The sequence below is a fragment of the Litorivivens sp. genome (assembly GCF_057445395.1).
Genome location: NZ_JBVBUV010000062.1, coordinates 1 through 21,548 on the forward strand (window position 1 = coordinate 1; position 21,548 = coordinate 21,548).

The window sequence follows — 21,548 nt, forward strand, 5'->3', positions numbered from 1 at the left end:
CTGCTGCTGGCGATTTACTCAGTTTTTGGCGGCCTGTGTGGCCCGTACTGGGGAAAACTGAGCGACCGTATTGGGCGCAAACCGGTGCTGCTAATCTGCCTTGGCGGTGCTGGCCTGTCTTACATCATGCTTGCTTACTCCACCACGCTTTGGGCCCTATTCGCCTCGCGAATCTTTGCTGGAATCATGGCCGGTAACTTCGGTGTAGCATCCGCTATGGTGGCCGACATGAGCAAACCGGAAGAGCGGGCAAAGTTCATGGGCATTATTGGCGCCGCTTTCGGTTTGGGCATGGTTATCGGGCCCTTCCTCGGCGGCATACTGGCAGGGCCAAATGGTGAGTTTATGGTGCCCGGGTTGGTCGCAGCAGGTATGTCTTTTGCTGCGCTGGTTGCCGGTGCGATTTTTTTACCCGAATCACTAACCAAAGCCCAGCGCGACGATCAGGCGGAACAGATGGCCGCCAGCGCCAAACATTCGACACTGCGCATGCTCCGCGACAGCGGCAATACGCTGCTGGCTCTGCAGTACTTTTTTAACAACAGCTGCCATACCGCCATTAGCTACCTCTTCCCGTTGTGGGTTGGCCACATGCTTGGCTGGGGCGCGCGCGAGGTTGGCATGGTGTTTGGCGCTCAGGGCTTGGCCATGGCCGCACTGCAGGCCGGGCTGATTGGCAAACTGGTGAAGTTGCTCGGTGAATTAAAGTTGCTGCTCATTGGCACCTGTTTTATGGCAACGGGTTACGTAGTTGCTGCCAGCGCCGACAGTGCCAGCATGATTGTTCTCGCCTTCTTTATCATTGTCAGCGGCGGCACAGTATGCACACCGGTACTCAATACACTGGTTGCCCACCGCACGCCCATTCATCTGCGCGGACGGATGCTTGGCACCACCTCCGCTAGCGCGGCGTGGGGACGCGTGTTCGGACCACTCGCCGCAGGCCTGGCTTTAAGCCAGCTTGGCTACCATCTGTCATGGTTGTTTGGAACAGCCATGGCGCTGTGCATGACTGCCTGGGTAGTAGGGCAATTGAGGTTGGCGGTGTTAGAAACCGCCTCTGCCAAGTAGACGCCTGGATCAGTGCCGACGAAAATGCAAAACCTCTATCTACGCGGGTTTTAGACTCGCCGGGTTAACACCCGGCAATTCAGGCGGGCTTTAGCGTTGCCAACGGAAAAGCGCGCAACCGCGTATAGGTCAGCTCATCGTCCACGGTATGCGAATCAAAAAGACTAAAGGCCAGCACCTGCTCCGAAGGCACTTCGCCTGCGGTCTGCTGGATCAGCTCATTTATGATTGGCTGGGGTACGTGGCGTTTGTAGCGGGCCAGAGTAACGTGTGGCACAAAGCGTTTTTTCTCCAGCGGCAAGCCCGCCTTCAGTAGGGCTTTGAGCACCGCCAGCTGCAGGGCTTTCAACTCGGCATTATCTTTCACACCTAACCAGATCACGCCGTTGCGAAACTGACTCAGCTCCGTAAATTCCAATTCAAAACTGCGGGCTTTCACGGACGCAAGTGCCTCAAGCACAGCCTCCGGGTCGGCCTCACCAATAAACTGCAGGGTCAGGTGCAGATTATCCGGCTCCATAGGCGTAATACCCCGGGTTTTCGGGGGCTGAATGGCCTGCAGCCGCTCTTTCAGCGACTGCGATAGAGGTACTGCAACAAAAAGACGCGGCATATCGCTACGGAATGCCTCCTTTCCACGATAATTATTAGATTGCTGAGTAGTCGGTATACCCAGCTTCTCCCGGCGTGTAAAGGGTTTTGGGGTTCATTTGCGATAGGGGCAGTGATTCCCGGAAGCGTTTCACCAGATCCGGGTTGGCGATATACGCCCTGCCAAAGGAGACTGCCTGGATCTGCTCGTCCAAAACCGCTTCAGCTTCATCGCGGTCAAAACTTTCATTCACCATCAACGCTCCGCGATAATTGGCGCGCGCCAGACCGATATTATCCAGCCCCAGCTGGGGCATGCGAATCACATGCAGGTAGGCCAGCCCCAGCGGATCCACCTGCTGCAACAGGGCGGCAAAGGTTTCCTCGTGATTGGCGTCGTGCAAGTCATTAAACGGGTTGCCGGGGCAGATTCGCATCCCCACCCGATCAGCGCCATCGACCCCCGTCATGGCCGCCAGCACATCAAGAACAAAGCGCAAACGGTTTTCCAGGCAGCCACCCCAGGCATCGGTACGCTCATTGGTGCCGGTTGAAAGGAACTGGGCAGGCAGATAACCGCTGGTGCAGTGCAGCTCAACACCGTCAAACCCGGCGGCGTAGGCATTGACCGTGGCCTGCCGGTAGTCGTCTATCGTCTGCTGGATATCGGCTTCGGTCATGGCCTGGGGCTCGACAAAGGGCAGCATCCCTTGCTCGGTATAAATCTCGCCCTTAGCAGCGATAGCTGACGGCGCCAGCGTGCGAGCGCCGACAGCCTTGTTGGCGGGATTGGCCACCCGACCACAATGCATGATTTGCAGCACAATCTGACCACCCTCGGCATGCACCGCAGAGGTGACCGTTTTCCAGGCCGCAATCTGCGCCGGGGTATAAATACCGGGTGTGCGGCAGTAGCCTTTGCCATCCGCACTGGGCTGAGTGCCCTCGGTGATAATTAGACCAGCGCTGGCGCGCTGCTGGTAGTACTCACGCATCATGTCGGTGGGTACATCTGTGGCTTGATCGGCACGCGAGCGTGTCATAGGCGCCATGACCACCCTGTTGCGCAGGCGCAAACGCCCCAATTGTGTTTCGGTCAACAGCTTCATCAGCGCACCCGTATCTTGGGCGCCGGTGTTCCGCGACGCATGGTTTTCAGAAATTGGTCAACCGGGGCGGGTTCTGCCACTTCCGGGGTACCCTCAGGTTTATTGGCCCAGAACTCGCGCCAACTCGGAAACAGCTCGTGAAAGGCACCTTCATACGGTTCACGTCCCGGCCAGCGCATCTTCATATCGCCCAGTGGCGGCTTGTTCAGATCGGTGGCATACCAGTAACAGGGCAGGCGGCGGCGAAAGTACCAGCGCCCGTCGATACGCTGGTAATCGTCCCAGTAGAGCATCTGCATGATTACCCATTCGGGGCCACACTCGTGCTCATTTTTTGAGTACAACACACCCACGGCGTTATCCGGATCTTCAAATTCGATAATGTGATTTCCCACATGGTGAGAAGTGCCGGTGAACTGATTGCGCAGGGTATCGTCTACCCAGGCCTTGAGATTGGCGCGCCCGCTGAGCTCGCGCGACACTCGAATATCCGGCGCAAACAGGTTTACGTGGGCATCCAGATCGCGCATATCCAGCGACAGGGAATACTTCGCCACCAGCTGACGAATCTCATCGAGGGATTCCAGCCGATCAATGCGTTGCAGCAGAGTCTCATCCATCTTCAATCCTCCCAGGAAGCAGCGCCGGTATTGAGCTCTGCGGTGCGACCGCCATCCACCGGCATCACAATACCAGTAATGTAAGACGCTTCCTCGCTGGCCAGAAACAGGATGGCATTGGCGCACTCCCGGGGGTCGCCAACACGCTTGAGCGGTATAGTTTTGCCCGTGGCTTTTTGGCTTTCCTCGTCTGGGTTGACCATTTCCAGCGCCGGCGTCAGAAACGCGCCGGGGGTAATGGCGTTCACGCGCACATCAGGCGCCCATTCAATACTGGCGTTGCGGGTTAGACCGATCATCGCGGCTTTTGCCGCGCTGTAACCAGCTGTACCCATGGAACCCAGCAGACCGCACACCGACGAGATATTCACTACTGCGCCCTTGTTGGCCCGCAGCTGCTTATAACTTTCGCGCATCAAAAACATGGCACCGTCCAGCGATACGGCAAAGTTCTGACGCCAGCCCTTGGTGCTGTGTTTGCCAATCATTTCCGGCACCATCAACACCGCGTTGTTAACGATGATATCCAGCTTGCCGTATTTGGACACGGTGGTTTCCACCAGGCGCTTTACCGCCTCTTCATCGCTCACATCTACCGACAGCGGGGTGCATTCACCGCCGGCTTCACGGATGGTTTTCGCCACCTGTTCCAGCGGCTCCATGCGGCGGCTACAGATCACCACCTTGGCGCCTTCTTCGGCAAACCGGATCGCGGTGGCCGCGCCGATACCCTGACCACCACCGGTGATGATGGCGACTTTGTCTTCTAATCGGTTTGTCATCGTTGTTTCCTCTTTTTCGTCAGCTGTCTGACGCTAAGATAAATACGTTCCCAAATTTGCCATCAACGTCTGTCCGGTAAAACTCGACGACTCATCGCTCGCCAAAAACAGTGCGGTATTGGCTATCTCCATGGGCTCGCCAATACGACCCAATGGAATAGCGGCAACCATGGCCTGTTTCCACTCATCGGAGATGTTCGCCATGATGGGAGTGTTCGTTGGGCCAGGGCAGATCGCGTTAACCCGGATGCTACGCGGTGCCACTTCCATTGCCAGCGAGCGGGTTAACCCGAGCACAGCGGCCTTGCTCGCGCAGTAATGCACACCGCCTTCACCCGATACTGCCGAGGTACTGGAAATATTGATAATGCTGCCACGGCTACCCTGCCTGATCATGCAGCGCACGGCTTCGCGACAACAATAAAACGTCCCGTTGAGGTTCACATTTACCACGCTCAACCAGCCGTCATCTTGCATATCAGGAATATGATCGGCAAACACCGTTGGCGCTTCACCGCGCGCCAGCTGGGCATTGCGCTCCGCCTGACGCTGCTGATACAGATCAAAGCCGTCGTTGGGCGCGGTGCCGATACCGGCATTGTTCACCAGAATATCCGGTGAACCCAACGCCTCGCACACATCAGCAAAGAGCTGTGCTACGTCGTCACTGTTGGTGATGTTGCACGCGCGGGCAATGCCCTTGCCACCTGCGTCTTCTATGCCAGCCAGGGTCGCCGACAGCGAATCCAGATGCAGATCTACCGCACACACCGCAGCCCCTTCGCTCGCCAGGCGGCTTGCAATTGCCTTACCAATGCCCTGAGCCGCCCCGGTGACTATCGCCACTTTTCCATTCAGCCTTGCACTCACTGTTGTTCACTCCTTGATCATCGCGCAGCCACCCGCCGAATGGGCTGCCTTGCCGGTAGGCGACTATACGGCGCATGAGCCGTGCATTTAAATGATTGTGTCTGCACCCATAGCGTGCAATATTGCACGCATGAACTGGGATGACCTGCGTTATTTTCTCGCCGCCGTGCGCGGCGGCACCTTCTCCGCTGCCGCCGTTGAGCTGGGCGTTAACCGCACCACCGTAGCCCGCCGTATCAACCAGTTGGAACGTCGCCTGGGGCACACCCTGTTCATTCATCAGCAAAAGCACTATCAGCTTAGTCAATTCGGCGAAGACCTGTATCAGCAGGCGATTCGTCTCGAGCAGGAAATCCTGTCACTGGAAGAAAAGTTGGGGCTCGGAGAGGAACACCTGGAAGGGCAGTTGCGTATTGCCGCCCCGCTGGGGCTAGGCCCGGAATTTATCAGCGACCTGACAGCGTTTTCGCAGCAGTATCCGCAGATTCGCTGGGAGCTGTTAAATACGCTGGACCCTATTGCCGCGCTCAATCAACGCAAGGCCGATGTCGCCATCGCCGTCGGCAACACCTGCCCACCGCATATTCGCGGGCACTTTCTCGGCGAGATGCAGCGGGCCGTATATGCCAGCCCGCGCTACCTGAAACGCATACCGGCAGAAACACCGTTAGCCGGCCACCATTGGATTGGCTGGGGCCAGGATCTGGCAGATTCCCAAGCGGCGAAATGGATCGCCCGCGAACTGCCGGACAGCGTATACAAACCCGCCGAGGTCAATTCCTGGAATGCGATTCTCGCCGCCGTCAGAAGCGGCTTGGGCGTGGCCCATCTGTGGTGTTTCCTGGCAAACAGCGATCGGCAATTAAAAGCGATCCGCCCACCCGACGACGAACTGAGCATGGGGCTTTGGCTGATGCGGCCGGCGCATTTGCCCGCCAACGCGCGCATCAAAGCATTCATCAATACCTTGCGCCCTGTCCTGAAAGCCCGGCTTAGCGCTGAAAGCCCGAGTTAGCCAGACAATCACCAAGCCGCCATAAAGCGCTGGGTGATGGCTTGGGCGCTGTCACTCGCCGGGCATGCATTCTCGCCACACCACAGCGGGGTGAAGCTGCTGTCAGCGCGTTGTTCCGCCTGCGCACGCAATGCCGATATGGCATTGGCCGCCAGCGGAAAAGCCGGCGCACTGTTATTCATCGGCCCCAGGCTCTCCATCAAACGGGTCACAATGCCCCGCGCAGGCCGCCCGGTATAGAGATTAGTGATCGCCGTAACGGCGCGCCGCTCACTTTGCAGTACCTGCCGATGCAATTGCCCGGTGGTTGCTTCAGCGGCCAGCAGATACGCCGAGCCGAGTTGCACGCCAGCCGCTCCCGCCTGCTTCATCACCACCAGATCGTCCGGCCGCGCGATGCCACCTGCAGCAATCACCGGGATCGACAGATGTTTTACGCACCGCTCGACCAGCTCTGCGGTCTTCAATTGCCCCTTAAGATCTGCCCGCAAAAAGTGACCGCGATGCCCCCCGGCCTCCAGCCCCTGTGCAATCACCGCGTCGGCGCCTTGCTGTTCAAGCCAAAGCGCCTCATCCAGCGTCGTGGCCGATGACAGCACCATTGCCCCCCAACGTTTTACCCGATCCAGTAAACCGGCTGCCGGCAAGCCAAAATGGAAGCTAACAACCTGCGGCTGATGTGGCTCCACCAGATCTGCAATGACCTGCGAAAACGGCTGTCGCTGGGCACCGGCAGGCAGGGTCGCCGGATCAACACCGTACTCGTTGAAAAAGGGAGATAAAAGATTCAGCCACTGGGCATAGCGCGCAGCAGATTCCGTCTTTTCCTTGTGACAGAAAAAGTTGAGATTGACCGGCTTCGAGGTGAGCGACCTTAGCTTTATCAGCGCCTGTTCAAGCGCCTCGCCGGATAGCATTGCACAGGGCAATGACCCAAGGCCGCCGCTGTTGGAGACCGCTGCAGCCAGCTCCACGCCCTGCACTCCTGCCATCGGTGCCTGAATCACCGGGGCCGAAAGCCCCAATGCCTGTAAACCATCCATGGCTGGCCCCCTGTTATGCCGCTTTAGGTTTCTTCGGTGAACAATACATGGTTATTTCGGCGGTAAACACGGTATCCCCCTGCTTATCGGTGATCGTCACAGACACCGGCACATCGGCTGCAACACCGCTTTGAATCGGCGGCAAACTACCAACGACTTTGAGCAAGCCTTTGGCGGGTTTGAGGTATTTCACCGACATACCTTTGGGAATCCAGCGTACATCCGAGGGCACCGAATACTCGGCCGATATGCCAGCCGCCAGTTCTGCGGCATTACACATGGCAATGGCATGCACGGTGCCGATGTGGTTGTGCATGGAACGCTTGTCCCACAAAGTAATTTCAGCGCCGCCGACTTCCAATCGCTCAAAGCGGGCTTTGATCGACGTGAAATACGGCGCTTTCATGGAAATCACTTTGGTAAAAACCCATTTGCCACCGGGCTTGCTGCTCAGACTTTGCCACAGCTTTTTTACTGCACTCATGTTGGAAGCTCCTGCTATGTTAACGGTGAAAACACGCTATCATAGCCACAGCCACACACCATGAACAAGAACGCAGAATACTCGTGCAGAAAAATAGTGACTAGCGCCAACGCCCCGGCTTTGTCAGCCAGACCCAGGCGCCAGAAAGCGCCAGCAGCAACAGGATAACGGCCGACACATCGACCACGACTACGCCCCACTGGCCGAACAGGCGACCGCTATGCAAATCGAGCAGCAGCCGTTCCCAGTGCACATCATTGCCCAGGTAACGCTCATTGAGCGCCACCCTCAGCGCGTCAGGAACAGGCGACTCTGTAACCCAGCGTGTATCCGGCGGTGCCTGCCCAACGCTGAACGCGAGACTGTTCAGATCGGCGAGAACAAGGCCTTCGCTGGTATCAAACCACAACTGCTCATGCTGACCGGTGACTATTCCCACCCGCTCGATATTGGAGGGCAATCCATATGCACTCCCCAGGCGTTCCACCACTTCACCCTCTCGCGTCAGCAGCAACAGCTGATCGCGACACAGCGCGAGCAAGCCGCCCTGATAGGCCATGCCCGCCGTAAGCGGTAATTCGCAATAGGCTATTTCTTTCAGATTGAGAAAAAGACGATTTTCACCCACGAGACTCAGACGTTGATCGCCAGCTTCAAAACTGGTGATGGCCGGAAGTTCAACACCGTAACGTTTCAGCAGCACGTCCTGTCGCACCGGCTTTTCATCCAACCGGAGTTCGGCACTGTGGTTGAGCACAATGCCAGTGACCACGAGCATGACTACCACCAAGGCAACCGCGACACCGAGGCGCCGATGCCAACGCAACAGAAACAACCGCAGAGAACGTTTCATCAGGGGGTTTGATTCACCACTTCAGCCAACACCAGTGCCGCTTGGGCAACGCGAGTCACGGCGCGAACGGAGAGTGTTGCACCGGTAATACCATCGATCTGTCTGTCGAGCGCGTCGTCGGCCTGCAACACCGCGCCTTCAAATTGCTCGGTAAAGAAGGGATGGCGAACTTCGCCGCCACGACTTTCACGGTAAGTGAGTATACGAACTCGCTCTATGCTATTGCCATTGACCAGCACACCCATCGTGATGGGCATTTCCTTACCAATTTCTTCCAACATCCATGCCGTTTTGCCGTCCTGCTGCCAATAGCGAACCCGCAAGGCCTTATAAGGATGCCCGAAAATACGCTCCAGGCGTTGCTGCACGTCGCCGCTAAGCCACAGCGTTTTTGGCGCTGGCACTTCACCACCAAAACCGCTGTCGACAAATTCCGCCATGGTCATGTAGCTGCCGCGCGCCAGCGCTGACCCTGCCAGCAAAACAAGAAGCACAGCACTAACATATCGACTTAATCGACAAAAAAGGGGGCTACCGCCCCCTAATGCACATGAAGAATATTTTGCCATACAGGCTTAGAAACTCCAGCCAACACCGAGGTTAAAGCCGTCGTTATCAGTCGCAGTGCCACTGGGCGGCTTGTGATCAACGATATCAGCTTTCAGCACAACACGCTCATGCAGCCAGTAGTTCACACCCGCAGTAACCTGTTCGATCTCGGTATCGGCAGAACCGCCGGCTCGCATGTCCCACTCGCTCTGGCGCACAAACACACCCAGTTTCGGAGTGATTTTGTAAGACGCTTCAAGATAAGCACCTTCCTGTTCGTCGGCACCTGCCAGCTCGAAAGTATCGCCGTCGATATCCCACTGGGCGGCAAACGCGGTCAGCGTAACACCGGCAATGGAGTAGCGCGCATGGGCTTGCAGCAATGTGCCTTCGGCATCTTCACCGGGCAATGCGCCCTGAGTTACGTCCTGCTGTTGCTGCGCAGTGGCAGCCAGCTCAAGACCGCTGATGCCGGTGTACTTGATGCGTGCGGTGTAGGCCAGATCTTCTGCATTGGCTTCGGCGGATTTTTGACGACCGCTACGGATAGCAAACGCGCTGCTGCTCGGCGGAACAGGAATTTCCAGACCGCTGTGCACAGCCAGGTTATAGGTCAGGCCGGGCAGAATTTCACCGCCGAGCATCACGCCGGTTTCCCACCAGGTAGTTGGTACGATGCGACCTTCAACATTGTTGCGCTCGGTGCCGTAGAAAGTATCCGGCTCGTGCGTTTCGTTCAGAATGCCAACCGGGATCAGGAACTGACCGATGGTGACATTGTGGTTCTGGGCGTAATCCCACTGAATAAAGGCTTGCTCCAGCTCAACCTCACCCGGCTTGCCGTCGCCCGCCAGGCTATGCTCCAGCTCGACTTCAGAGAAGAAGCGAATGGTATCGGTGAATTCGTGGCCGATATAAACAACAAAGCGGTGTGCATCTACCTGATCGTCTTTGTCTTTGAAGTGATTGAAATGGTGCTCGCCGTAACCGCCAATAGAGGTCTTGCTGCTCCAGCCGCTGTTGCCGCCGCGCTCAACCGCGCTGGCGGTGGCTTCGATTTTGGCGTCAGTCTGCTTGGACTGTGCCTTAAGACGCTCAATTTCGCGCTGTTGTTTCTGGATGGTTTCCCACATTTCTTCTGTGGTGGGCGCCGCCATTACGACGGGTGCCAGTGCGGCCATTGCCACGGCCAAAGCAGTTTTTTTCATCGTGTCTTCCCCATTGGTATTGTATTGGTGCCACTACTGCTGCACCGAGAACTACAGATTAAGTGCGCGGACTATACCAACTCTAAATACAAATGAAAAGTATTCTCGTTTAGATTACGGTGAAAACATTTCACCTGCACCTTTACCTGAGGTCAGGCACAAAAAAACCCGCCGGGCGCCAGCCGGGCGGGTTTTTTGAAGAAAAAAGACTTACTGCTGTGGAGCCGGGTGCTTGGCGCCCACTTCTTTCAGCAGGGTTTGCAGCTCGCCATTTTCGTGCATTTCACACACGATATCGCAGCCACCGACCAGCTCGCCTTCTACCCAGAGCTGGGGGAAGGTTGGCCAGTTGCCCACTTTGGGCAGGTTGGCGCGAACATCCGGGTTGGAAAGCACATCGACAAACGCGAAGCGCTCGCCACAGGCCATGACCGCCTGAGACGTACGCGCGGAAAAACCGCACTGGGGCTGATTCGGGGAGCCCTTCATATAAAGGATGATCGGGTTTTCTTCGATCTGCTTTTTGATCGTGTCTATGATGTCCATCATTCACCTTGCTTTTCGCTAAAAGCTTTCGCTATAACCACCAGCCACTCTGGCTTTGCGACATTGTACCTGTTCTACGGACACTACGACAAAGAAGATTGGTAGCAGTTCCACAAGCTAGCGCCGTCCTTTTGCTATAGTGCCCAGATATAACAGTATATTTGGGCGCAGCCGCGCCAATTCAACTCACAGGAGTGTTATCCATGTCCTCTGCATTGCGTTATCTGGTTTTTGCCCTAGCAGGCCTATTGGCGCTGGTCGGCATCGCAGCGGCTAGCCTGCTATTCCTGTTTGACCCGAATGATTTCAAACCCCAGATCGAAAAAGCGGCCGAAACCCATACCCGGCTTGACCTGCAGCTAGATGGCGATATCGGCTGGTCGTTTATCCCTCTGGGGCTGGAGCTGAACACAGTCAAGGCGCGACTCGACAACGAACCCTTTTTAGAGCTCGAGCATCTGGTGGCGCGCGTCAGCCTGCGCTCGTTGATTAAGATGCAGCCCGCCGTGCACCGCTTTGAGCTGGCGGGGTTGGAGCTCAACCTGGCGCTTGATAAGGAAGGGCGCGGTAACTGGGAGCGAATAATGCCCGAATCCGGGGCAGACGCGCAGGAAAGCCCCGCCGAACAAGCGCCGGAAGGTGAAGCCAAGACACTGGTCTTCAATATCAGCGAAGTGGCCATCAGCGACACACGCGTTCATTACCACGACGCCCAGAGCGGCCAGACCACCACGCTGGATAACTTCTCGTTGCAGGCCTCAGATATCACCCCGCAGCAGGCATTTCCTCTGAATATGCAGTTCCATCTGGCCACCACCGAGCCGGCAATGGATATCCTCGCGCAGCTCCAGGCCAACCTCACACTGGGCGAGCAGTTCAAGCGGGTCATGCTGGACTCGCTGAGCAGCACCGTCAGCCTGCAGGGCGACGCCACAAACCAGAAGAAAATAGACCTCGCCCTCAACGGTAATATTGACGCCGACCTGGCCCAGAGCCAGATAAAGCTGTCGCCGCTCAAGCTGTCGCTTAACAAGGTACAGATAGACAGCAACCTGGTGGTCAGCCAGTTCGACAGCACGCCCCAGCTGGCGGGCACACTCTCGATAGCCGAATTCTCCCCACGCGAACTGCTGGCCCAGCTCGGTCAAAGTCTGCCGCCCATGCAGGATCCGAACACCCTGCGCAAGCTGTCGCTGGACACAACGCTGGGTGGAGAACCCGGGCAGGTAGCACTGAAACCCCTGAATATTGCGCTTGATGACACCAAGCTCAATGGCGAAGTGCGCTATACCCTGGAAACCGGTGCGGTATTTGCCCGCCTGAATCTCGACAAAATTGACGCCGATCGCTACCTAGCACCTACCCCCGAAGAGCCCGCTGGAGAAACGCAAACCGCCAGCGCCGACCCTGCACCGGAAACGGATCTGCTGCCCCTGGAAACCCTGCGCGGCCTGCGCTTTGACGCCGGGCTCAATGCCGGTGAGCTGATCATTAATCAGATTCCCATTCGCCAACTGGTGCTCAATGCCAGCGCCGCGGACGGAGTGATCAAAGTCTCCCCGCTGAGTGGCCAACTGTATGAAGGTCGTTTTCAGGCCAATGCGACCATCAATGCCGCCGATGCAACACCTCGCTGGCTGGTTAAAGCCAACGTGACCGATGTTAAAACCCTTCCGTTGCTGACTCAGCTGGCCGAAATGCAGCAGTTTTCCGGTCTCGCCAATATCAACCTGGACCTGAATACCACCGGAAACCGCGTCTCCGCGCTGCGCAACAACGCCAAGGGCAAGGCCGATTTCGCAATTAAACAGGGTAAATTTGAAGGCACCAGCATGGCCGCCTATGCCTGTCAGGGCATTGCCTTGATGCACAAAGAAACCATCGACACCAGCGCCTGGCCCAAAGCCACCAGCTTTGAAGACCTCAGCGGCGCGATTACCATCAACGGCAACAGTATCGACAACAGCGCCCTCACCGCCCAGCTCAAAGGCATGGCACTGGAAGGCAAAGGCCAGGTCGACATTGCCAGCATGGACCTGAACTACAGCGCCGGGCTGCGCATTCTGGGAAATATTCACGAAGACAACGCCTGTCGCGTAAACGACAAGCTGAAAGACCTCGTTATTCCCGTGAAATGCAAAGGATCACTGGTCGGCGACAAAGGCCTGCCCTGTAAATTCGATACTGCCCGCTTCCGCGACACCATTGCCGGCAAGGCCAAGGCCGAAGCCAAGGAAAAGGCGAGCGAGGAAATAGATCGCGGCAAAGAAAAGCTCAAGGAGAAAGCCCGCGACAAGCTGCAGAAGTTCTTCGGTCAGTAGCCGGCAAAGCCTCGCCAACACTTGCGCGCAGGGGCATTGCCAGCCCCTCACAATGGTTATATGATGATCCGTTCGGTGGGCAGCGTTGGCTGCCCTTTTACGTTATACGCAAGAATTTACGTTCTTATTTTCAAAGAATCCAAACACTGGGGATGGTCATGCCCAATACGGTAATGTCTACCTACAATAGGTTGCCCGTGAACTTTGTTCGCGGCGAGGGAGTCTGGCTCGTAGACGAGCAGGACAAGCGCTACCTGGATGCTGTTAGCGGCATCGGCGTTAACGCACTGGGCCACGCCCACCCTGAACTGACACGCCGCATTCAGGAGCAGGCCGGCCAACTGCTGCACACCTCCAACCTGTACGGCGTTAAAAATCAGCAGGCGCTGGCCGACGCGTTGTGCGGCCTGTCTGGCATGGACAATGTGTTTTTCTGCAACTCTGGCGCCGAAGGCAACGAAGCCGCGCTGAAGTTGGCACGACTGTACGGTCATAGCCGCGATATCGATCGCCCCACCGTCGTGGTCATGGAAGGCGCCTTTCACGGTCGTACCCTCGCCACGCTGACTGCTTCTGGCAGTCGCAAAGTACAAGCCGGCTTTGAGCCGCTGGTCAATGGTTTTACCCGCGCGCCCTATGGCGATATCAAAGCACTGGAAACCATTGCCAAGAACAATCACGACGTATGCGCCGTGCTGCTTGAACCGATACAGGGCGAAGGCGGCATCAACATGCTGCCCGAAGGCTTCCTCGAACAGCTGCGCGAACTGTGCGACAAAAACCACTGGTTGCTGATGCTCGACGAAGTGCAAACCGGTAACGGCAGAACCGGCAAATATTTTGCCTTCCAGCACAGCACCATCATGCCCGATGTGGTCGTTACCGCCAAAGGTCTCGGCGGCGGCATTCCTATTGGCGCATGCCTGGCTCACGGCAAAGCCGCCGAGCTGTTCAAGCCCGGCAATCACGGCACCACCTTCGGCGGCAACCCGCTGGCCTGTGCTGCCGGACTGGCAGTGGTTGAAACCCTGCAGAATGACAAGCTGATTGAAAACGCCCAGCTAATGGGCCAGGCCCTGCGCGACGGTCTGCGACAACGCCTCAGCGGAATCAAAGGCGTGGTAACCGTACGCGGCAAAGGCCTGATGGTAGGCATTGAACTGGCAGCCGCCTGCGGCGAGCTGGTACAGCAAGCGCTGGACGCCGGCCTGCTGATCAATGTCACCTCCGACAAGGTGGTGCGCTTGCTGCCGCCACTTATTATCAACCAAGACGAAGTTCAGCAGCTGATCGATACGCTGTGCCCACTGATTGAAAGCTGGGCCGCGCAACGCAACGCCGCCTGATCGTCGCAAATCCAACAAGAAGTAAATCACAATGGCCGTCAGGCATTTTTTGAGCTTAATGGATTGCTCACCCAGCGAATTGCAGCAGCTGATACAGCGCGCAATTGAACTGAAAGCCCAGCACAAAGCGCGCACGGAAACGCCGCGCTTTAACAACTATGTGCTGGGTATGCTGTTTGAGAAATCCTCTACCCGCACCCGCATCTCCTTTGAAGCCGGCATGGCACAGATGGGCGGGCACGCCATGTTTCTCGCACCCGAGCATACCCAGCTCGGCCGTGGCGAACCCATTGAAGACAGCGCCCGGGTTATGTCATCCATGGTCGACATCATTATGATGCGTACCTTTGGCCACGACATTATTGAAACCTTTGCCGAGTACTCCTCGGTACCGGTAATCAATGCCCTGACCGACGACTTTCACCCCTGCCAACTGCTGGCCGACATCCAGACCTATGTGGAGCATCGCGGCAGCATTCAGGGCAAAAAAGTGGCCTGGATTGGCGACGGCAACAACATGTGCCAGAGCTACATCAACGCCGCCATTCAGTTCGATTTCGAGCTCGCCATTGCCTGCCCGCGCGGCTTTGAACCACGCGCCGAACTGGTCAAACAGGCCGGTGAGCGCGTGAAAATCACCACCATCCCTTCCAAGGCTGCCAAAGACGCTGACCTGCTGGTTACAGACGTGTGGGCTTCGATGGGACAGGAAAAGGAAAAGGCGCAGCGCCGCCGTCAGTTCGCCGGTTTTCAGGTAAACCAAGAACTGATGAAACACGCCAAAAGCGACGCCCTGTATATGCACTGCCTGCCCGCCCATCGCGGCGAGGAAATATCGGCAGAGCTGATGGATCGGCCGGACTCCGTCATCTGGGACGAAGCCGAAAACCGGCTGCACGCGCAGAAGGCGCTGATGGAATTTTTGTTGCTTGAGGCGGCGAAGTAGGCCATGAACGCGCCGGGAACTGTCAGCCCGCCATCGCTGGCAAAGCCAGCTCCCACGCGCAGCGGGGTCGCTTGTTGCCTATTGCCAATGAGCCCCCACTAGCAGCACAAACGGCGGATCCCCATGCTCCAGCTTAAAAACATCCAATGCCAGTACGACGGCGAGCCCGTCATTAACGATATCAACTTCCACGTTAATGAAGGCGACATCTGCTGTCTGCTCGGGCCAAGCGGTTGCGGCAAAACCACCGCACTGCGTGCTATCGCGGGTTTTCAGTCGATCAGCCAGGGCGAAATCTGGCTGGGCGACACCCTGCTGAGCAAGCCCGGCTTTTCTCTAGCGCCGGAGCAGCGCAAGGTTGGCATGGTATTTCAGGACTACGCCCTCTTCCCCCACCTCACCGTAAAACAAAACATCTGCTTTGGCTTTCGCAAGAAAAGTGCCGCCGAACAGAATCGCATCGTCGGTCGTCTGCTGGAGCTGGTGCGCCTGAGCGGGGTGGAAAATCGCTACCCTCACGAACTCTCCGGCGGCCAACAACAGCGCGTTGCCCTGGCCCGGGCTCTAGCGCCGGCGCCGCAACTGCTGCTGATGGACGAGCCCTTCTCCAACCTCGACGCAGAACTACGCAAAAGTCTTAGCCTGGAAGTGCGCGACATTCTCAAGGACCTCGGTATCAGCGCCATTCTGGTCACCCACGATCAGGAAGAAGCCTTCGCCTTCAGCGACCATATAGGCCTGCTCTACCACGGCGCGCTGCAGCAGTGGGACACCCCGTTCAACCTCTACCACGAACCCGCCAACCGGCTGGTAGCGGAATTTATCGGTCGCGGCCGCTTTCTCCCCGGCATTGTGACCGGCCCCAACAGCATTAACACCGAGCTGGGCGACCTGCACGGCAACCGCGCCTACCCCTGGCAGGAAGGCTCACCGGTAGATGTGCTGCTGCGCCCGGATGACATCATTCTCAGTGACTTTGGCGGCATCGCCGCCACGGTAGAAAAGAAAGTGTTCAATGGCGGCGCCACGCTCTACAAACTGGCCCTACCCACCGGCAGCACCGTAGAAGCCCTGCTCCCCAGCCACCGGGATTTTCAGATTGGCGAAACCATCACCATCGAAGCCGACGTGGAACACCTCATCGCCTTCCACAAAACCGAACCCGTTGCGGCGACCGCCTGACCAACACCCTTGTAAACATCATAAGACTTATACTGCTTATAAGAACTCCGTATAAGGCGGTTTTTTGCGCCATGTTGACACTGCTCAGCTGAAAAGTGGCCATGCCGGGAGGCTGCAGGTTAGCACCCGCCCACCTTTAAGTTATCCACAGCTTTCCCACACGCAATCCCCAATATTTAGTGCTTGCACATACACTAAAACCGCACTATCTTGTGTCCTTGACTGCGGGGCCACACCAGATGGCACTACCAGTCTCCGGGGTGAAAACTATAAGATCGAGGCTTTTCGCAACGAGTTCGTCAACGATCATTACCACTTCCCCGAAGATTGTCGCAGGCAGGTAGTTGGATCAAGCCGTAAGCGGTACCGTGTTTTTCAACATTCCAGATGTTGTAGTCAACAGACAGTCACACACTAGATATAGATAGCCAAAACGTCCGGAGAGACCATGCAAACCCACGAACAACAAAGCCCCCAAAGCGCCGCTCAACAGCCGCCCAACGTCCCCTCCAGCGCCGAAATTCAGGCAACGGCACCGGGCCAGCTGCGCGTTATTAAACGCAACGGCACCGTCGTACCCTATACCGACGACAAAATTTCAGTGGCTATCACCAAGGCGTTTCTGGCGGTGGAAGGCGGCAATGCAGCCGGCTCTACCCGCATTCACGAAACCGTAGCCAAGCTGACATCACAAGTGAGCGCCACCTTCAAACGCCGCATGCCCTCCGGCGGCACCATCCACATTGAAGATATTCAGGATCAGGTAGAACTGGCCCTGATGCGCAGCGGCGAACACAAAGTGGCTCGCGATTACGTGCTGTACCGCGCCGCCCGCGCCGAAGAACGCAAGAAGGCCCAGCCCGAAGAAAAGGCTCACCCTTCCATTCGCGTCACCCAGGAAGATGGCTCCCTGACCCCGCTGGATCTGGGCCGCTTGGAATTCATCGTTAACGAAGCCTGCGAAGGCCTCGCCGATGTCAGCGCCAAAGCGGTACTCGACGAAGTACTGAAAGGTTTGTATGACGGCGTGGCTGCCCACGAGGTGAACACCTCTCTGGTTATCGCCGCCCGCTCGCTGGTGGAAAAAGAACACAACTACAGCTACGTTACTGCCCGCCTGCTGCTGGACAAACTGCGCGCCGAAGCACTCAACTTCCTCGGCATTGCCGAAAGCGCCACCCAGCACGATATGGTCGAGTACTACCCCAAGGCACTGGCTGCCTATGTTGAAAAAGGCATTGAGCTGGAACTGATCTCGCCGGAACTGCGCGATTACGACCTGGTGCGTCTGGGCCAGGCCATCAAGCCCGAGAACGACAACCAGTTCAACTACCTCGGCCTGCAAACCCTGTACGACCGCTACTTCATTCACAGCAACGATGTGCGCATCGAACTGCCGCAGATTTTCTTCATGCGCGTCGCGATGGGTCTGGCGACCCGCGAAGACGACAAGAACGCCCGCGCCATCGAGTTCTATGAACTGCTGAGCTCCTTCGATTACATGAGCTCCACCCCGACCCTGTTCAACTCCGGCACCCTGCGTCCGCAGCTCTCCAGCTGCTACCTGACCACCGTGCCCGACGACCTGCACGGTATCTACGGCGCCATTCAAGACAACGCCATGCTGAGCAAGTTTGCCGGCGGCCTCGGCAACGACTGGACGCCAGTGCGCGCACTGGGCTCTTACATCAAAGGCACCAACGGCAAATCACAGGGTGTTGTGCCCTTCCTGAAAGTGGTTAACGACACCGCCGTAGCAGTAAACCAGGGCGGCAAGCGCAAGGGCGCCGTGTGTGCCTACCTCGAAACCTGGCACATGGACATCGAGGAATTCCTCGAGCTGCGCAAGAACACCGGTGACGACCGTCGCCGCACCCACGACATGAACAGCGCCAACTGGGTACCCGACCTGTTTATGAAGCGCGTGTTCACCGACGGCCAGTGGACCCTGTTCTCGCCCAGCGACGTGCCCGATCTGCACGATCTGTACGGCACCGCCTTTGAAAAACGCTACGAAGAATACGAAGCGATGGCGGCCAGCGGCCAGCTGAAACACCACAAGAAAGTGAAGGCTGCCGATCTGTGGCGCAAAATGCTGAGCATGCTGTTTGAAACAGGCCACCCGTGGATCACTTTCAAAGATCCCTGCAACCTGCGCAGCCCGCAGCAACACGCCGGTGTGGTTCACTCATCCAACCTGTGTACCGAGATCACCCTCAACACCAACAAAGAGGAAATCGCGGTCTGCAACCTGGGCTCAGTGAACTTGGCTCAGCACGTGACTGAAAACGGTCTGGACCACGCCAAGCTGGAGAAAACGATCAACACCGCCGTGCGCATGCTCGACAACGTGATCGACATTAACTACTACTCCGTGCCGCAAGCGCAGAACTCCAACTTCAAGCACCGCCCGGTGGGCCTTGGCATCATGGGCTTCCAGGATGCCCTGTATAAGCAGCACATTGCCTACGCCTCCGACAGCGCCGTGAACTTTGCCGACCGCTCCATGGAAGCCGTCAGCTACTTCGCCATCAAAGCCTCCAGCGATCTCGCCGCCGAGCGTGGCCGCTACGCCAGCTACGAAGGTTCACTGTGGAGCCAAGGCATTCTGCCCATCGACTCCCTCGACAACCTGATTGCCCAGCGCGGCGAGCAGTTTATTGAAGTGGACCGCACCCAAACGCTGGATTGGCAGAGCCTGCGCAACAAAGTGCTGCAAGACGGCATGCGCAACTCCAACGTGATGGCCATTGCCCCGACTGCAACCATCGCCAACATCACCGGTGTATCGCAGTCGATCGAGCCCACGTATCAGAACCTGTACGTGAAATCGAACCTCTCTGGCGAATTCACCGTCGTGAACCCCTACCTGGTACGCGACCTGAAAGCGCGCGGCCTGTGGGACAGCGTGATGGTCAACGACCTGAAATACTACGAGGGCTCAGTACAGAAGATCGACCGCATTCCGCAAGATCTGAAAGACATGTACGCCACCGCCTTTGAAGTTGAGCCGCGCTGGCTGGTAGACGCCGCCTCGCGCCGTCAGAAGTGGATCGACCAGGCTCAGTCACTGAACCTTTACATTGCCGGCGCCTCTGGCAAAAAACTGGACGTTACCTACCGCATGGCCTGGTTCCGTGGTCTCAAAACCACTTACTACCTCCGTGCACTGGCAGCGTCCACCACCGAGAAATCCACAGTCGATCGCGGCACCATGAACAAGGTGTCGTCGCAGGCCCCGGAAGCCGCCCCAACGGCAGCTCCCGTACCAGCCGCCTGCTCACTGGATGATCCGGATTGCGAGGCTTGTCAGTAAAACGCCTGTGGGCGCTGTCTAAACCCTTAAGGTTATAGACAGCGCTCACAAGCACGAACACGAACACAACCGAACGCGCAGTACCCGTTCACTGTCATAACAACAAAGGTGGGTATCCATGCAGCAAACCAACACAGCTAAGAGCCAAGGAAATTCGATGTTAAGCTGGGACGATTACAACACCGACGAAGCTATGGACGCGATCTCGTCCAAACGCAACACCCCGCCGCCCCCACCGGCAGAAGAACCCGCTATGCAACAGCAAGCGGCACCCGTACAAGAACCTGCGCCGGCCGCCTACGTAGAAAAGCCCGTTGCAGCGCCCCAATCGGCACCCCAGGCAGCTGCACCAGCAGCAGCTCCTGCCGAAGCCATCGGTGACGAAGTGATCGCCGATGAATCACTGCAGGCACGCGCCGAACGCGCTCTCGAAGAACTCGACGTAGCCGCCGGCCTGGAAGAACTCGACATGGGCGCCGCCCGTATTCAGGTAGACGATAAGCGCATCATCAACTGCCGCGCCGACGTTAACCAACTGGTACCTTTCAAATACGATTGGGCCTGGCAGAAATACCTCGACGGCTGCGCCAACCACTGGATGCCGCAAGAAGTAAATATGTCGGCCGACATCTCCATGTGGAAAAACCCCGAAGGTCTCACCGAAGACGAGCGCCGCATTGTTATGCGCTCACTGGGTTACTTCTCTACCGCAGACTCACTGGTTGCCAACAACCTGGTGCTGGCCGCCTATCGCCATATCACCAACCCCGAGTGTCGCCAGTACCTGCTGCGTCAGTCTTTTGAAGAAGCCATCCACACCCACGCCTACCAGTACTGTGTAGAGTCACTGGGCATGGACGAAGGCGAAGTCTTCAACATGTACCGCGAGCTGCCCTCCATCGCCAAAAAAGCGGCCTGGAGCCTCAAGCACACCGCCGCCCTGAGCGACCCCACCTTCAAAACCGGCACCCCGGAAACGGATCAGGAACTGCTGCGCAACCTGATCGGCTTCTACTGCGTAACTGAAGGCATCTTCTTCTACTGCGGCTTCACCCAGATCCTCAGCATGGGCCGCCGCAACAAAATGACCGGCGTTGCAGAACAGTTCCAATACATTCTGCGCGACGAATCCATGCACCTGAACTTTGGTATCGACCTGATCAACCAGATCAAACTGGAAAACCCCCACCTGTGGACTGCCCAGTTCCAGCAGGAAGTAGCCCAGATGATCGTGGAAGGCACCCAGCTCGAAATCGAATACGCCCGCGACTCCATGCCGCGCGGTGTACTCGGCATGAACGCCGGCATGATGGAGCAATACCTCCACTTCATCGCCAACCGCCGCCTGGTACAGATCGGCCTGAAAGAACAATTCCCCGGCGCGCAAAACCCCTTCCCGTGGATGAGCGAGATTATGGATTTGCGTAAGGAGAAGAACTTCTTTGAGACTCGCGTGATTGAATATCAAACGGGTGGTGCGCTTAGCTGGGAATAAGCGCGAACATCAGAAACACTTTGAGGCTGGACTGGAAACCTTGTGACTGGAACAGCCCAAACTTAAACGCTGGAATAGCAGTAAGCTGCCATTAGAGGGCGCACTTTTGTCACATGGCAATCGTGCGCCACCCCAAATAATCAATAAGTTACATTATTCCTATCACATAAAATCGTCGATGGTACAAGATAGACGCGAGGT

19 protein-coding genes are annotated in these 21,548 nt (G+C 57.1%); 8 read left to right on the forward strand and 11 right to left on the reverse strand.

Features of this window, described 5'->3' with window-relative positions; translation table 11 throughout:
- Positions 1-1,071, forward strand: a 1,071-nt coding sequence (locus tag AC222A_RS14870; protein WP_486775178.1) for an MFS transporter, incomplete at its 5' end; no start/stop codon positions are given.
- 79 nt (positions 1,072-1,150) lie between these two features.
- Here the strand turns inward: AC222A_RS14870 and thpR are convergent.
- Genes thpR through AC222A_RS14895 form a run of 5 tightly spaced genes read right to left on the reverse strand, consistent with a single transcriptional unit; the run spans position 1,151 to position 5,043 of the window.
- Complete coding sequence (gene thpR / locus AC222A_RS14875) at positions 1,151-1,684, reverse strand: RNA 2',3'-cyclic phosphodiesterase (protein ID WP_372758842.1); 534 nt, start codon at positions 1,682-1,684, stop codon at positions 1,151-1,153.
- A gap of 34 nt (positions 1,685-1,718) precedes the next feature.
- A complete protein-coding gene (locus AC222A_RS14880) occupies positions 1,719-2,771 on the reverse strand; it encodes an alkene reductase (protein ID WP_486775179.1) in 1,053 nt (350 codons plus the stop codon).
- On the reverse strand, positions 2,771-3,391 hold the full coding sequence (locus AC222A_RS14885; RefSeq protein ID WP_372749651.1) for a nuclear transport factor 2 family protein: 621 nt from the start codon (positions 3,389-3,391) through the stop codon (positions 2,771-2,773). The genes AC222A_RS14880 and AC222A_RS14885 overlap by 1 nt, the downstream gene beginning before the upstream one ends.
- 2 nt (positions 3,392-3,393) lie before the next feature.
- Complete coding sequence (locus AC222A_RS14890; protein ID WP_372749652.1) at positions 3,394-4,173, reverse strand: SDR family NAD(P)-dependent oxidoreductase; 780 nt, start codon at positions 4,171-4,173, stop codon at positions 3,394-3,396.
- Positions 4,174-4,206: 33 nt separating this feature from the next.
- The gene (locus AC222A_RS14895; RefSeq protein WP_372758843.1) at positions 4,207-5,043 is read right to left on the reverse strand and encodes an SDR family NAD(P)-dependent oxidoreductase; all 837 of its coding nucleotides are present in this window, start codon (positions 5,041-5,043) and stop codon (positions 4,207-4,209) included.
- 91 nt (positions 5,044-5,134) lie between these two features.
- On the opposite strand from AC222A_RS14895, the gene AC222A_RS14900 reads away from it, so the two are divergent.
- Positions 5,135-6,058: a LysR family transcriptional regulator gene (locus AC222A_RS14900; protein ID WP_486775180.1), complete on the forward strand. Its 924-nt coding sequence runs from the start codon at positions 5,135-5,137 to the stop codon at positions 6,056-6,058.
- 8 nt (positions 6,059-6,066) lie between these two features.
- On the opposite strand, the gene AC222A_RS14905 is transcribed toward AC222A_RS14900, so the two are convergent.
- From AC222A_RS14905 to grxD, 6 genes are all read right to left on the reverse strand, one after another.
- The gene (locus AC222A_RS14905; RefSeq protein WP_372749647.1) at positions 6,067-7,101 is read right to left on the reverse strand and encodes an NAD(P)H-dependent flavin oxidoreductase; all 1,035 of its coding nucleotides are present in this window, start codon (positions 7,099-7,101) and stop codon (positions 6,067-6,069) included.
- Between the two features lie 13 nt (positions 7,102-7,114).
- Positions 7,115-7,585, reverse strand: coding sequence for a hotdog fold domain-containing protein (locus tag AC222A_RS14910; protein WP_372749646.1), 471 nt, complete (start codon positions 7,583-7,585; stop codon positions 7,115-7,117).
- Positions 7,586-7,685: 100 nt separating this feature from the next.
- Positions 7,686-8,438: a PepSY domain-containing protein gene (locus AC222A_RS14915; protein ID WP_486775181.1), complete on the reverse strand. Its 753-nt coding sequence runs from the start codon at positions 8,436-8,438 to the stop codon at positions 7,686-7,688.
- On the reverse strand, positions 8,438-8,932 hold the full coding sequence (locus AC222A_RS14920; protein WP_372749644.1) for an FMN-binding protein: 495 nt from the start codon (positions 8,930-8,932) through the stop codon (positions 8,438-8,440). Before AC222A_RS14920 ends, AC222A_RS14915 begins: the two co-directional genes overlap by 1 nt.
- An 81-nt stretch (positions 8,933-9,013) precedes the next feature.
- A complete protein-coding gene (locus AC222A_RS14925) occupies positions 9,014-10,195 on the reverse strand; it encodes a porin (RefSeq protein ID WP_372749643.1) in 1,182 nt (393 codons plus the stop codon).
- A gap of 210 nt (positions 10,196-10,405) precedes the next feature.
- Positions 10,406-10,741, reverse strand: coding sequence for a Grx4 family monothiol glutaredoxin (grxD, locus tag AC222A_RS14930; RefSeq protein WP_372759260.1), 336 nt, complete (start codon positions 10,739-10,741; stop codon positions 10,406-10,408).
- Between the two features lie 203 nt (positions 10,742-10,944).
- Between grxD and AC222A_RS14935 the strand changes: the two genes are divergently transcribed.
- The 6 genes from AC222A_RS14935 (at position 10,945) to AC222A_RS14960 (ending at position 21,347) form a co-directional block, all read left to right on the forward strand.
- Positions 10,945-13,062, forward strand: coding sequence for an AsmA family protein (locus AC222A_RS14935; protein ID WP_372750397.1), 2,118 nt, complete (start codon positions 10,945-10,947; stop codon positions 13,060-13,062).
- Between the two features lie 158 nt (positions 13,063-13,220).
- Positions 13,221-14,408, forward strand: coding sequence for an acetylornithine transaminase (locus AC222A_RS14940; protein WP_372783844.1), 1,188 nt, complete (start codon positions 13,221-13,223; stop codon positions 14,406-14,408).
- Between the two features lie 31 nt (positions 14,409-14,439).
- On the forward strand, positions 14,440-15,354 hold the full coding sequence (gene argF, locus AC222A_RS14945; protein ID WP_372749737.1) for an ornithine carbamoyltransferase: 915 nt from the start codon (positions 14,440-14,442) through the stop codon (positions 15,352-15,354).
- 123 nt (positions 15,355-15,477) lie between these two features.
- Positions 15,478-16,536, forward strand: a complete 1,059-nt coding sequence (locus AC222A_RS14950; RefSeq protein ID WP_372749738.1) for an ABC transporter ATP-binding protein — start codon at positions 15,478-15,480, stop codon at positions 16,534-16,536.
- A 448-nt stretch (positions 16,537-16,984) separates the two neighbouring features.
- Positions 16,985-19,852 (forward strand): ribonucleoside-diphosphate reductase subunit alpha, encoded by a 2,868-nt coding sequence (locus tag AC222A_RS14955; protein WP_372765066.1) that lies wholly within the window; start codon positions 16,985-16,987, stop codon positions 19,850-19,852.
- A 157-nt stretch (positions 19,853-20,009) separates the two neighbouring features.
- Entirely contained in the window at positions 20,010-21,347 is a 1,338-nt protein-coding gene (locus AC222A_RS14960) for a ribonucleotide-diphosphate reductase subunit beta (protein WP_486775182.1), read from the forward strand.
- Positions 21,348-21,548: the final 201 nt, after the last annotated feature.

Coding starts and splice junctions, on each gene's coding strand:
- thpR (WP_372758842.1), bottom strand. CDS start 1,684: ATGCCGCGTCTTTTTGTTGCAGTACCTCTATCGCAGTCGCTGAAAGAG.
- AC222A_RS14910 (WP_372749646.1), bottom strand. CDS start 7,585: ATGAGTGCAGTAAAAAAGCTGTGGCAAAGTCTGAGCAGCAAGCCCGGT.
- AC222A_RS14890 (WP_372749652.1), bottom strand. CDS start 4,173: ATGACAAACCGATTAGAAGACAAAGTCGCCATCATCACCGGTGGTGGT.
- grxD (WP_372759260.1), bottom strand. CDS start 10,741: ATGGACATCATAGACACGATCAAAAAGCAGATCGAAGAAAACCCGATC.
- AC222A_RS14900 (WP_486775180.1), top strand. CDS start 5,135: ATGATTGTGTCTGCACCCATAGCGTGCAATATTGCACGCATGAACTGG.
- AC222A_RS14880 (WP_486775179.1), bottom strand. CDS start 2,771: ATGAAGCTGTTGACCGAAACACAATTGGGGCGTTTGCGCCTGCGCAAC.
- AC222A_RS14935 (WP_372750397.1), top strand. CDS start 10,945: ATGTCCTCTGCATTGCGTTATCTGGTTTTTGCCCTAGCAGGCCTATTG.
- AC222A_RS14960 (WP_486775182.1), top strand. CDS start 20,010: ATGTTAAGCTGGGACGATTACAACACCGACGAAGCTATGGACGCGATC.
- argF (WP_372749737.1), top strand. CDS start 14,440: ATGGCCGTCAGGCATTTTTTGAGCTTAATGGATTGCTCACCCAGCGAA.
- AC222A_RS14915 (WP_486775181.1), bottom strand. CDS start 8,438: ATGAAACGTTCTCTGCGGTTGTTTCTGTTGCGTTGGCATCGGCGCCTC.
- AC222A_RS14940 (WP_372783844.1), top strand. CDS start 13,221: ATGCCCAATACGGTAATGTCTACCTACAATAGGTTGCCCGTGAACTTT.
- AC222A_RS14950 (WP_372749738.1), top strand. CDS start 15,478: ATGCTCCAGCTTAAAAACATCCAATGCCAGTACGACGGCGAGCCCGTC.
- AC222A_RS14925 (WP_372749643.1), bottom strand. CDS start 10,195: ATGAAAAAAACTGCTTTGGCCGTGGCAATGGCCGCACTGGCACCCGTC.
- AC222A_RS14885 (WP_372749651.1), bottom strand. CDS start 3,391: ATGGATGAGACTCTGCTGCAACGCATTGATCGGCTGGAATCCCTCGAT.
- AC222A_RS14905 (WP_372749647.1), bottom strand. CDS start 7,101: ATGGATGGTTTACAGGCATTGGGGCTTTCGGCCCCGGTGATTCAGGCA.
- AC222A_RS14955 (WP_372765066.1), top strand. CDS start 16,985: ATGCAAACCCACGAACAACAAAGCCCCCAAAGCGCCGCTCAACAGCCG.